The sequence below is a fragment of the Flavobacterium salilacus subsp. salilacus genome (assembly GCF_004634195.1).
Classification (GTDB): domain Bacteria; phylum Bacteroidota; class Bacteroidia; order Flavobacteriales; family Flavobacteriaceae; genus Flavobacterium; species Flavobacterium salilacus.
Genome location: NZ_SKBP01000001.1, coordinates 368996 through 381482 on the forward strand (window position 1 = coordinate 368996; position 12487 = coordinate 381482).

Annotated in this window: 11 protein-coding genes; 5 read left to right on the forward strand and 6 right to left on the reverse strand. The window is 38.8% G+C overall.

The window, feature by feature from the left end:
• The first annotated feature begins 113 nt into the window (after positions 1 to 113).
• The gene (locus E0W68_RS01790) at positions 114 to 1877 is read left to right on the forward strand and encodes a family 43 glycosylhydrolase (protein ID WP_225990308.1); all 1764 of its coding nucleotides are present in this window, start codon (positions 114 to 116) and stop codon (positions 1875 to 1877) included.
• A gap of 158 nt (positions 1878 to 2035) precedes the next feature.
• On the opposite strand, the gene E0W68_RS01795 is transcribed toward E0W68_RS01790, so the two are convergent.
• Positions 2036 to 2743 carry a flavodoxin family protein gene (locus tag E0W68_RS01795; protein WP_135217690.1) on the reverse strand — a complete coding sequence of 236 codons (708 nt, stop codon included), beginning with the start codon at positions 2741 to 2743 and terminating at the stop codon, positions 2036 to 2038.
• 8 nt (positions 2744 to 2751) lie between these two features.
• A complete protein-coding gene (locus E0W68_RS01800) occupies positions 2752 to 3453 on the reverse strand; it encodes a peroxiredoxin family protein (protein WP_135217691.1) in 702 nt (233 codons plus the stop codon).
• Positions 3454 to 3676: 223 nt separating this feature from the next.
• Here E0W68_RS01800 and E0W68_RS01805 point away from each other — a divergent pair, with 223 nt between their 5' ends.
• From E0W68_RS01805 to E0W68_RS01815, 3 genes are all read left to right on the forward strand, one after another.
• Positions 3677 to 5704 (forward strand): thioredoxin domain-containing protein, encoded by a 2028-nt coding sequence (locus E0W68_RS01805; protein ID WP_135217692.1) that lies wholly within the window; start codon positions 3677 to 3679, stop codon positions 5702 to 5704.
• A 9-nt stretch (positions 5705 to 5713) separates the two neighbouring features.
• Positions 5714 to 6547, forward strand: coding sequence for a mechanosensitive ion channel family protein (locus E0W68_RS01810; RefSeq protein ID WP_135217693.1), 834 nt, complete (start codon positions 5714 to 5716; stop codon positions 6545 to 6547).
• Positions 6548 to 6651: 104 nt separating this feature from the next.
• Entirely contained in the window at positions 6652 to 7326 is a 675-nt protein-coding gene (locus E0W68_RS01815) for a hypothetical protein (RefSeq protein WP_135217694.1), read from the forward strand.
• Positions 7327 to 7333: 7 nt separating this feature from the next.
• Here the strand turns inward: E0W68_RS01815 and tsaB are convergent, their stop codons facing one another.
• The 3 genes from tsaB to E0W68_RS01830 are packed head-to-tail and all read right to left on the reverse strand — an operon-like array spanning position 7334 to position 10720.
• On the reverse strand, positions 7334 to 7993 hold the full coding sequence (tsaB, locus tag E0W68_RS01820) for a tRNA (adenosine(37)-N6)-threonylcarbamoyltransferase complex dimerization subunit type 1 TsaB (protein WP_135217695.1): 660 nt from the start codon (positions 7991 to 7993) through the stop codon (positions 7334 to 7336).
• A gap of 6 nt (positions 7994 to 7999) precedes the next feature.
• The gene (locus tag E0W68_RS01825; RefSeq protein ID WP_135217696.1) at positions 8000 to 9295 is read right to left on the reverse strand and encodes an efflux RND transporter periplasmic adaptor subunit; all 1296 of its coding nucleotides are present in this window, start codon (positions 9293 to 9295) and stop codon (positions 8000 to 8002) included.
• A 12-nt stretch (positions 9296 to 9307) separates the two neighbouring features.
• Positions 9308 to 10720 carry a TolC family protein gene (locus E0W68_RS01830; RefSeq protein WP_135217697.1) on the reverse strand — a complete coding sequence of 471 codons (1413 nt, stop codon included), beginning with the start codon at positions 10718 to 10720 and terminating at the stop codon, positions 9308 to 9310.
• Positions 10721 to 10859: 139 nt separating this feature from the next.
• Here E0W68_RS01830 and E0W68_RS01835 point away from each other — a divergent pair, with 139 nt between their 5' ends.
• Positions 10860 to 12254 carry a DUF4403 family protein gene (locus E0W68_RS01835; protein WP_135217698.1) on the forward strand — a complete coding sequence of 465 codons (1395 nt, stop codon included), beginning with the start codon at positions 10860 to 10862 and terminating at the stop codon, positions 12252 to 12254.
• On the opposite strand, the gene E0W68_RS01840 is transcribed toward E0W68_RS01835, so the two are convergent.
• Positions 12255 to 12485, reverse strand: a complete 231-nt coding sequence (locus E0W68_RS01840; protein ID WP_135217699.1) for a hypothetical protein — start codon at positions 12483 to 12485, stop codon at positions 12255 to 12257.
• Positions 12486 to 12487: the final 2 nt, after the last annotated feature.

Sequence of the window (12487 nt, forward strand, 5' to 3'; positions counted from 1 at the left end):
CTTCGATCGAAAGACCCCGCCTATCGCGGGGTCTTTCATGTAAGCGAATTTAATTTCTTATTTTTACACTGTTCTCTGTATTCCTATCAATTAGAGCAACTTAACACCTGATAATGATGAAAAAATTTATACTGTTAGTTATAGCACTATCGCTTTTTACTGTGGCTTCGGCACAACAAAAAACGTACTGCAACCCCATTAATATTGATTACGGCTACTGCCCTATCCCTGACTTTGTAACCAAAGGAAAACACCGCACCACCGCCGACCCTGTAATTACTTACTTTAAAGACAAGTATTATTTATTCTCTACAAACCAATGGGGGTATTGGCATAGCGATGATATGCTTAACTGGAAGTTTATTTCGAGAAAATTTTTAAGACCTGAGCATAAGGTATATGATGAGCTTTGCGCCCCTTCCCTATCTTATGTAAATGATACGCTTTTGGTAATCGGTTCTACACACACTAAGGAATTCCCGATATGGATGAGTACCAACCCCGAAGTTGACAACTGGAAAGAACTCGTACACAAATCGGAAGCAGGGGCTTGGGACCCGCAGATATTTTGGGACGAAGATACCGATGAAGTTTACCTGTACTATGGTTCAAGTAATATGTACCCGCTATATGGCGTAAAACTGAACCGAAAAACATTTCAGCCGGAAGGCGAACCTATCCCCCTTTTAGCACTCAATGATTTTGAACACGGTTGGGAACGTTTTGGCGAGTATAATGACAATACCTTTTTACAACCCTTTCTTGAAGGGGCTTTTATGACAAAATACAAGGGTAAGTATTACCTGCAATATGCCGCGCCGGGCACAGAGTTTAGGGGATATGGCGATGGTGTGTATGTAAGCGAAAAACCTTTAGGCCCTTTCGAGTACCAGCCGTATAACCCGTTTTCGTATAAACCGGGTGGTTTTGCACGAGGTGCCGGGCATGGCGCTACCTATCAGGATGCTTATGGCAAGTATTGGCATGTATCAACTATAGGCATTTGCACTAAAAATAACTTTGAACGCCGTTTGGGTATATGGCCGGCAGGGTTTGATAAAGATGATGTATTGTATTCTAATACTGCCTATGGCGATTATCCTACCTATTTACCTTCTGAAAAGAAAAGCCACATGGATATGGGTTCTTTTACGGGGTGGATGTTGCTGAACTATAACAAATCTGTACAGGTTTCTTCGACATTAGGAGGGTTTCAGGCTAATTATGCGGTAGATGAGGATATAAAAACCTATTGGTCGGCTAAGACCGCTAATAAAGGTGAATATATTATTACCGACTTAGGAGAAAACAGTACCATAAATGCCATACAAATAAACTATGCCGACCAGGATGTGGAATTTATGGGCAAGCCGGAAACTACCACAGGGCACAAATACATCATATATACTTCGGATGATGGTAAAAAATGGCGTGTATTAATCGATAAAAGCAAAAATAGTAAAGATGTTCCTCACGATTATATAGAGCTTGATAAGCCTGCTAAAACACGTTATATTAAACTGGAAAACATACAAATGCCTACAGGCAAATTTGCCATAAGCGGATTGAGGATATTTGGTAAAGGCAGTGGTGAAAAGCCCGGAGCGGTTAACGATTTTGTTCCGTTACGCTCTGCTCCTAAAAAAGAAGGAGAAAGAAGAAATGTTTGGTTTAAATGGGCACAGGAAGCTAATGCCGATGGCTATGTTATCTATTTCGGCAAGTCGCCTGATAAACTATACGGTTCGATTATGGTGTATGGAAAAAGTGAATATTATTTTAACGGACTGGACAGAAGCGATGTGTACTACTTTCAGATAGAAGCATTTAACAATAACGGCATTGGTACTCGTTCAGAAATGAAAGAAGCTAAATAAAAGTTTATCATATAATTAAAATGGGCTGTCTCAAAAACGCTTAAACCGGCATTTTTGTCATTCTGACGTAGGAAGAATCTCTTGCTTATCTAATAAATTAGATTCTTCACTCCATTGCATTGCTTTCAGAATGACAATTTTGAGACAGCTCGTTTTTATTACCTATATTCAGGATTATCAAATCGCCATCGTTCGCCGTTATCCCAATCCTTTCGTGAGTTACCATAAGCAGGATAACCATTGTTGTTTTTCAGCATTTTGGCAAGATGTAGCAAGTTGTACGTCATAAAAGCAGTGTTACGATTGGTAAAATCGTTTTCCTTCGCATGCGATTCCTCGTCAAGATAGCTCGGTCCGGGTCCTGCCTCTCCTATCCAGCCGCAATCCGCCTGTGGCGGTATTGAGTAGCCAATATGCTGCAAAGCATATAGTATATCTCGGGCACAGTGTTTTATACCATCTTCATTACCTGTTATTACACAACCACCTACTCTGCCGTAATAGATGTACTGCCCTTTGTCATTCATCTCGCCACTAAGGCTGTACAAACGCTCTATCAGTTTTTGCGTGACTGACGATTTTTCGCCCAGCCATATTGGTGTACCTATTATAAGAATATCGGCGCCCAATACTTGTTTAGACAATGTTACCCAATCGTCTTTATCCCAACCTTTTTCGGTCATATCAGGATATACACCCGGCGGAACATCAAAATCTACAAAACGAATCATATCAACACTTACACCTTCCTTTTTCATTATATCCACAGAAAGTTGCATAAGCCCTTCGGTATGACTCAACTCCGGCGATTTTTTGAGTGTACAGTTTATATATAACGCTTTAAGTCCTTTAAAGTTGGTATCCATAAGGCGTATTACTTAGTAGACGGCAGGTTATCCAGTATTTCCTGAACCGAAGCACGCTCCCTGTAATTCGGGTTAAACTGTCGGTACACAATTTTACCGTCAGTATCTATGATATAAGTAGCCGGTACAGGCAGTACAGCCTCGCCCGAAGCATTGGTTTTGGCTACAGAGGCACTTAGTTTTTTCTCTATCATGTCCTGATAGTCGTTTCTTACTTTAAAATCCACATCAAAAGCATTCATGATTTTTCCGTCAGCATCAGATATTATGGTAAAATTAGCACCGGTGTCATCTTTTGTTTTAGCTACATTTTCATAGGTTTCCGGTGTTATGGCAACCAGTTTCACACCTTTATCTTCTATCTCCTTGGCTCTTTTTGCTAATTCCAATAGATGTTGGGTACATACCGGGCACCAGTATGCCCTGTAAAAAAGAACCACAACAGGTTGGTCTGAATACAAGTCTTTTAAATTCACTTCTTTGTTGTCGTCCGTCATCATTACCACATCCGGAACCTTATCTCCTACTTTCAGTCCTTGTGGCAAGTCGTCCTCTTCCATACCAAATCCTACATAATCAGGCTTTTCATCGGCAACTGCTACCTCTTCTTCCGCAACTATTGTCTCTTCTTCAGCCACTTTTTCTTTCTCCGATTTACAACTTGTAAATAATACTGCTGCGATGGCAAATACAAATATTGCTTTTTTCATGATATTAAGTTTTTATTAAAAAGTAAACTTAAAAAATAAATACCTCATCAATAGACCGATACCTTCTATTTTAACAAGAATTTAAAACAATATACATTATATACTGAAAATTAACCCAATAAAGAAGTTCTTTGTGCAAAGAAGATTAACAGGAATGTAACGGGTGTTACTATTGCCAACTTTATGCTTTTGAGTAACTTTACTTCTTTATAAAATTGATAAGATGAACGAGTTAAAACAGGAAACAAGCCCCTACCTGCTGCAACATGCCAATAACCCTATATACTGGAAGGCATGGAACGAAAACACACTGGCAACAGCCCGCCGTGAAAACAAACTTATGGTGCTTAGCGTGGGCTATTCTGCCTGCCACTGGTGCCACGTTATGGAGCACGAAAGTTTTGAAGATGAAGAAGTAGCACAGGTAATGAATGACCACTATATAGCCATAAAAGTAGATAGAGAAGAACGTCCCGATGTGGATGCCATATATATGAAAGCGGTACAGCTCATGACACGGCAGGGTGGCTGGCCCATGAATGTAGTTTTGCTGCCTGATGGCAGACCTGTATGGGGAGGCACTTATTTTAGAAAAGACGCATGGATATCAGCACTACAGCAACTACAACAATTATATACTACCGACCCGGCAAAAATGGAGGAGTATGCCGAGAAATTACATAGTGGTGTGGCAGCCATGAACCTAACGGCAGGGGAAAGTGAAGGCGCGCTGCCCGAACCCGGAAATATGAAGCCTATTGTAGAAAAATGGGCAACGAGTTTTGATGATGAATATGGGGGATATGCCCGCGCGCCGAAATTTATGATGCCGAATAACTATCTGTTTCTGCAACGATATGGCTATCAAACAAATAATACTGAATTACTGAATCATGTAGATTTAACATTAACACGCATGGCGTGGGGCGGGCTTTTTGATACTGTGGGCGGAGGTTTTTCGCGCTACTCGGTTGATATGAAATGGCACATACCGCATTTTGAGAAAATGCTGTACGACAACGGACAGCTTATGAGCCTGTATGCCGAAGCCTATAAGCGTACTAAAAATGTATTATATAAAGAAGTTATTGAAAAAACACATGCTTTTGTTGCCAAAGAACTCACTATGGATAACGGAGCTTTTTACAGCGCGCTGGATGCTGACAGCCTCGACGATAAAGGAAATCTGGAAGAAGGAGCTTTTTATGTATGGGAAAAAGAAGAGTTAAAATCGCTGTTGGGTAACGACTTAGAACTTTTTGCGGTGGTATATAACGTAAATGAGTTTGGATTTTGGGAAGATGGTAAATTTGTATTAATACAAAATAAGCCTCTGGAAGAACTGGCACATACAGCAGGTAGTACCCCCGAAGCATTACACCAAAAAAAACAGGAATGGGAGAGTCTGTTATATGAAGTAAGAGAGAAAAGAGAAAAACCCAGACTTGACGACAAAGTACTCACTTCATGGAATGCATTAATGCTTAAAGGTTATGTTGATGCCTATAAAGCACTCGGAGATAAAGTATATCTGGATGCTGCGCTAAAAAATGCTGAATTTATTACCAACACCATGTGGCATGAAAATGGGCACCTGTGGCGCACCTATAAAAACGGGGAAGCAAAAATTGCTGGCTTTCTGGAAGATTATGCGCTTACCGCCGATGCTTTTATTGCCCTTCACCAAGCTACTATGGATGAAAAGTGGCTACTGTATGCCAAACAACTTACGGATTACTGCCTTGATAATTTTTATGATGAAAAACAGCAGTTCTTCAGTTTTAATGCTGCCAACGGCGAACAGCTTATTGCACCCCATTTTGAAACAGAAGATAATGTAATACCCGCCTCCAACTCGGTAATGGGGAATGTGCTTTATACACTTAGCATACTATTCAATAATAATTACTATGAAGAAGTAGCATTACAAATGCTATATAACATTATACCAAGCCTTGATTATCCTTCGGCATTTTCTAATTGGCTTAACCTATGGTTAAGCTTATCTTCCGAAAACAGAGAACTTGCCGTATGTGGTATAAATGCAGAAAAAGCTGTTAAGGCTATAAACAGCGAGTACATGCCACACGTAATTATGGCGGGCTGTAAAGCGAAATCGGAGATACCTTTCCTCTCAAATCGTTTTGTTAAAGATGGTTTAATGTTTTATGTTTGTAGGAATAAGATTTGTAATTTGCCCACCTCTTCGGTAAATGAGGTACTTCATTCCCTCAAAATGTTTAATTCTTAAAAACCAATCATGAACGATTTTAATGACATTATTGACAAACTAAGCGATAGTCTGTTAAACTTTTTACCTAACGTAATAAAAGCTGTAGCTATTCTGGTTATAGGTCTCATTGCCATCAAATTTTTACGATGGCTGATGAAGCGTATTATGAACCGTAATCCCGATTCAGATCCTACTCTTATAAAGTTTGCCATGAATATTTTAACATGGGGGTTGCGTGTCATACTTATCGTAATGGTTGTTGGTGCATTAGGTATAGAAACATCCGCATTTGTAGCGGTGCTGGGTGCTGCAGGTTTGGCTATAGGGTTATCATTACAAGGCTCACTGTCTAATTTTGCGGGTGGTGTACTTATCATATTATTCAAGCCTTTCAGAGTTGGCGACTATATAGAAGCACAAGGCGAGGGTGGTACGGTAGTAGAGATACAAATTTTATATACCCAGTTAATAACACCTACCAACCAAGTTATCTATATACCGAACGGAGCCCTCTCTAACGGTAATATAACCAACTACTCTAAAGAGCCTATACGTAAAGCTGACCTTACCATAGGGGTAGCCTACGGCAGCGATATAAAACAAGTAAAAAATATACTTGCCCGTGTTATAGAAATGGATGAAAATATATTAAAAGAGCCTGCTCCGGTTATACGTGTAAGAGAGCTGGCTGATAGTGCTGTAAACTTCCAAATATTTGCGTGGGCAACTAATGAGACATATTGGCAAATGCTTTCTGACTTTAAAGAAAATGCTAAAATAGAACTTGATAAAGAGGGTATTGAGATACCATTCCCACAAAGAGATTTAAATGTTAAGTATCTTCCTGAAAAAAAATCATAGTACTTTACAATAATTTAACTGGCATACTGTTTGTTAAATAATAAAAGAAGTTAAATCATAAAAAATATTATTTATATTTTTGACCCTCTTAAAAAAACTATAAAATGAAATTTACAGGACTACTGGCATTTACTGCTTTATTAACAACAACATTTACAACTGCACAACAAACCTATGTAAATCAATCGGGACGTATGGATTTTGCATACACCAAAAAAGCTGCAAGCCAGCCGGCAGCAGGTACACAATATTTTATTGAATTGTTCAACCCTGCAAAAATAGATGACTCTAACGAGATTACGTTAGTGAGATATAATGCTTACTCTGACGAGATGGAGCTAAAAATACATGATGAAATTGTAGTGCTTGAGCCTAAAGAAGATATGATGATAAGGTTGGTTAACAAACAAGCTAATTATACTTTTACAAGATATACCAATAAAGAGGGAGTAGCCAGTCAAAACTACCTTGTCGTTATTAGTGATAACCCTAACCTAAAAATATTTAAGCGTGAGCGCATTTACTTACAGCCTGAGCAACAGCCGCAGGGTGGTTATGACAAATATAAAGCACCGCTATACAAAAAGCTAGACCCTGAGTATTATATTCAGATGAATGATGGTAGCATCGTGCCTATGTCTGACAGAAAAAAAGACATCATTGATCTTATAGCGGGTAAAGAAAAAGAAATTAAAAACTTTATAAAAGAGAATAGAATAAAAGTAAGTGATGATAAAGACTTACAATTATTAGGTAATTTTATGAGTACACTACTTTAAAAGTTAACTATCTGTTCATAACAAAATTTTTCAGATAAAAAGGTTCAAAATAAGCGACATCAACAGTGTCGCTTTTTTGATGCTTATCATAAGATAAAACAGCCATCTCTGCCGAAGAAGGAAAGGTAACATCACTATGATATACAAAATTACCCTCAGGCAATAATTCTCTGCATTTTTCAATACCATCGCCTGCCAAGTGGCATATACCGGTATATTCAGAAAAAGAATCTCCTGTGATAATCTCAGCCTTTGTATCCCTTACTTTGTTGTAATTGGCATCAAAAACAGCACTATATACCTCCATACGCCTTGCATCTATCATCGGGATAACAAAACCTTCGGTTATTTTTACCCTTCGGGCTAAAATCTCCAGCGTATCAATAGCCAATAACGGAATATGGAGTGCATAGCACAAACCCTTTGCTGCCGAAACTCCTATGCGAAGCCCTGTATAAGAACCGGGCCCCATACTAACGGCAACGGCATCGAGAGCCGAAAAAGTTGTTCCCGCCTCTTTAAGCACCTCTTCTATAAAAACGTGTAATTTTTCTGCATGACTATAGCCCTCGCCTGCAAATTCTTTTATTGCAACAACGTTCCCGGCTTGAGCCAACGAAACAGAGCAGTTTTTTGTTGCTGTTTCAATATTAAGAATAAATCCCATTAATGTTTACTTATCTCCTTTTCCTGTTACTCTTACTTTATCGTTTGCCGAAAGTTCTTTAGTAACGGTAGTATAAGGTCCTGTTATTACCTCTTCTCCCTTTTTAAGCCCCTTTATTACTTCAATATTAGTATCATCCTGTATTCCTGTAGTAATAGGTCGCAGTACGGCAACATCTCCTTTCTTCACAAAAACGCATTCAAATTTTTGATCGGCAGTACCCTCACCCTGCTGCTCTTTCTCTTGTTCTTCAAGCTCTTTTATAATATCTTTTTTAGTTGATGTGGTGTCTGATTTTACAACTACAGCACTAATAGGCACTGCTATGATATTTTCTTTTCTCTCAGTAATAATATCTACGGTAGCCGTCATTCCCGGTCTGAATGGCGAGTAGTTAGCAGGTTTACCCTCGGTCATATCTGCATATGAATCTTTGTTAATGCGTACTTTAACTTTAAAATTCGTTACCTGATCGGCTGTTAAATCGCTGCTTGCCGAATTGGATATACTGGTAACTTCTCCTTTAAACTTTCTTTTCAGGTAAGCATCCACCTCAATATCCGCTTGGTCGCCTATTTGGATTTTAACAATGTCGTTTTCATTTACCTCTACCTCTACTTCCATGTTGTTCAGGTTCGCTACCCTCAATATTTCGGTACCTGCCATTTGTTGTGTACCCACAACACGTTCGCCCAGTTCGGCATCAAGCTTAGAAATGGTGCCATCTACAGGTGAATATATAGTAGTCCGGTTCAGGTTATCCTGCGCCTCTGTAACATTTGCTCCCGCGCTTTGTACATTAAAGTATGCCGATTGTTTTGATGCTTGCGCCACTTCGTATGCAGAAACAATTTTATCCCACTCTGATTTTGATATTACGCCTTTTTCAAAAAGCGATTTATTACGGTTATAATTTGCTTTTGCTTCTTTAAGTTGTGCCTCTGCCTGGCTAAGTCCTGCTTTTGCTGTTGACAGCGACGCTGCTGTACGGCTAAGCCCCGATTCATAAAGATCTGGATTAATGCGTACTAAAAGTTGTCCCTTTTTAATAGCCTGTCCTTCTTTTATAGGCAACTCTATGATTTCGCCTGAAACTTCAGAAGATATTTTAACCTCTACTTCGGGTTGTATTTTTCCCGTAGCCGATACCGTTTCAGTAAGCGTTATGGTTTCTACCTTGGCTGTTTCTACCTCTTTGCCTTCCTCTTTATTTCCAATAGCTCCGCTTTTGGATAATACAACCAGTATTACGATTACTATTACTGCAATACCTATAATATAGTATAGTGTTTTCTTTGACATAACTGTTTTTGCTTATTGTTGTTGAATGATTGGAATACCGAAATAAAACTCAAGGATTTTAACCTTGAATATAAAGTCATATTTTGCTCTTATTACATCAGATTGTGCACTGACTGACAGTGCCTGTGCCTGATTAAAATCAAAGATATTAATGAGCCCTACATCATATCTTTCGCGGGCATATTCTAATGATTGTTCTCTGGCTTCTGCGGCAGCTACCGATGCGTCATATGCTTTTAATGAGCCCATTGCATCTGTATAAGCGGTATATATATTGCGCTCAAGATCAAGCTCCTGTTGTTCCAGAGTAAGTTTAGATCGCTCTACAGCTACTTTGGCACGTTCTACACTGTTTCTTACCGATAAACCGTTAAGTATGGGTATGGATAACTGGAAACCGAAGGAGTGCCCTTTGTTATCGGAAACCTGATTCCAAAAAGGAAGCGGTCCGGTAGTAACAATTACGGGTTGCTGTGTGTCAGGGTCTATTACCGGTTGCCCTGAATCATCAAATAAATAATTAGTATTATCGTTATGGCTTACTGAGCTATTAAGACTATAAAAACCTCGTAGTGAGGGCTGGTATGCGGAGCGGGCAACGGCAACATCCTGCATGGCAACTTCCAAATTGGCACGGGCAACTTTTATTACCGTTTGTTCCTCTTTGGCTTTGTTATAAATTGCTTCGGGGGTTTGGAGCAATACTTCACTTTCTTCCTTATTAAATTCTTCGTCTGCTATATCAAAATTCCTGAAATCTTCCAATTGCAGCAACTGTGCTAAACTCAATTTAGATATAAGCAACTGGTTCTCGGCTTCTATTATTCGTTGCTTGTCTGCAGCTACAGTTGCCTGTATGTCCAGCAGATCGCCACGCGGTATAAGCCCTCCTTCCAATAATTGTTCTGAACGCTCTTGCTGACTTTCGTCAGCCGCAAGTTGTTCTTTTTGTACTTTTAAGTTTTCGCGATTAAACAATATTTGCAAATAGGCTTCAGCAACATTTAACGCAATATCTTCCTGCATTTTTTTTATGTTGTACTGACTGGCAATGATATTTAGCTTGGCTCTGCGCATATTTTTTTGATTTCTGAGCCCGTTATAAATATCTATTCCCGAGCTTAGCCCTCCGTTGGTAAATTGCGAAGTAGTATTTTGTGCTGTATTGGTAATCGGGTTAACAACAAGACCTGTATTCCACGAATGGGTCGTACTAAAACTCACAGTAGGTAAAAAACTGCCAAAAGCATCTTTCTTGTCTATTTCAGACAATTTCATATCCAGTTCCGTTTGTCTTATCGATATATTATTTTCCAGTGCATACTCCACACACTCATTAAGTGTCCATTTTTTTACCTGAGCATTAGAAAGCGTAGTAAAAAGGGTAAAAGTAAATAAGAGTACTGCCGTTATTTTGCTTCTCATAATTGTAAGCTGATGGTTTTTACAAAGGTATTTAAATTATCTAAAGTAAGTAATTTATTATATATTCATTAGACCCTTGATGTTGTTTTTTGTTACAAATTAAATGCTAATTTTATCGCGATTTTTAATATCCCCACCTATGAAAAATAAATGCATACTATATGCAATAATCACCGTACTTCTTTTATCAGGATGCTCTACCACAAAAAGGATAGAGGCGCTGAAACCTGAACCGAGCAATGATGACCCTGTAGCTTTCGAAAATGCTACTTCGTTTATAAACCTCCCTGTTACTATTGGTATTGCCGATATTGAAACACAGGTAAACAAGCTGTTGAACGGTCTTATTTATGAAGATAAAGATATTAACGACGACAACATAACCATGAAGGTATGGAAAACAGCTCCTATAAAATTCAGCGAACAAAAAGGGAGGCTGCAAACCGTAGTACCTATTAAAATTACAGCTAAAGTGAGATACGGAGCATCTGCTTTGGGCGTAAGCCTGTATGATACCCGCGAGGTAAACATGAATGGTATTATAACTTTTAACAGTAAAATTGGACTTACCAATTGGAAAATGACTACCGTTACCAGTATAGAATCATTAGAATGGAAGGAAAACCCAAGTATAAATATTGGCGGGCAACAAATAAATGTAGGCTTTCTTATTAATCCTGCCGTAAAACTATTTAAATCTGAAATTGAGAGTGAGCTGGATAAAGCCATAAGCAAGACTACTGATTTTAAACCGCAGGTACTGGATGCTTTGGAAAAAATAAGCCAGCCTTTTCTTGCCAATGAGCAATATCAAACATGGTTTAAGCTAACCCCTATTGAACTATATGTAACCGATGCCCAGTTGTCTAAAAAACAAATAACAATGGAAATGGGACTAAAATGTACTATGCAAACGGTAGTGGGACAAAAGCCTGAAGGCATTTTTAAAAGGGAGGATGTTGTACTGAAACCCGTTAGCAAAATGCCTGATAAAATAAATGTTGTAGTCGCAGCAGTATCAACCTATGCAAGTGCTTCGGAAATAATTACAAAAAACTTTAAAGGACAGGAGTTTGGGAGCGGCAGTAAAAAAATAACCGTACAAAAAGTGGACTTGTGGAGCAAGGAAGGCAAAATGATTATAGCACTGGATATGACAGGCAGCATTAACGGTACTATATACCTATCGGGATACCCCAGTTATAATGCTGTAACTCATGAAATTTATTTTGACAAACTGGATTATGTTTTAAATACTAAAAGTGTACTGCTTAAAACCGCCAACTGGCTTGCCGAAGGTACTATACTGCGAAAAATACAGGAAAATTGCCGATACTCCATAAAAGAAAATCTTGATGAAGGCAAAAAGAACTTAATGCCCTATCTGGATAACTACTCCCCCATGCAGGGTATTTATGTAAACGGAACGCTGGATAGTTTTGAGTTTGACAAAATAACGCTTACTAATAAAGTTATTGTTGCCTTTATAAAAAGCTCAGGAAAAATGAACCTGAAAATAGATGGTATGAAATAATTACTCTGCTACCTCCGGCTCAGGTTTCTTTTTCCTCAATCGGTATATGGCATAACCTATCAAAGCCACAAGCAGGTACGGGAATATCATCAGGTAAACAATACCGTCATTAACCGCTTCGGGTTTTATACCGGTATCGCTACTCTCCAATGCCGCACGGCACATGGCACATTGTGCATTGGCAGCAACTACCGTAAAAAACACTATAAGTACATAAACAACATTTTTCATTA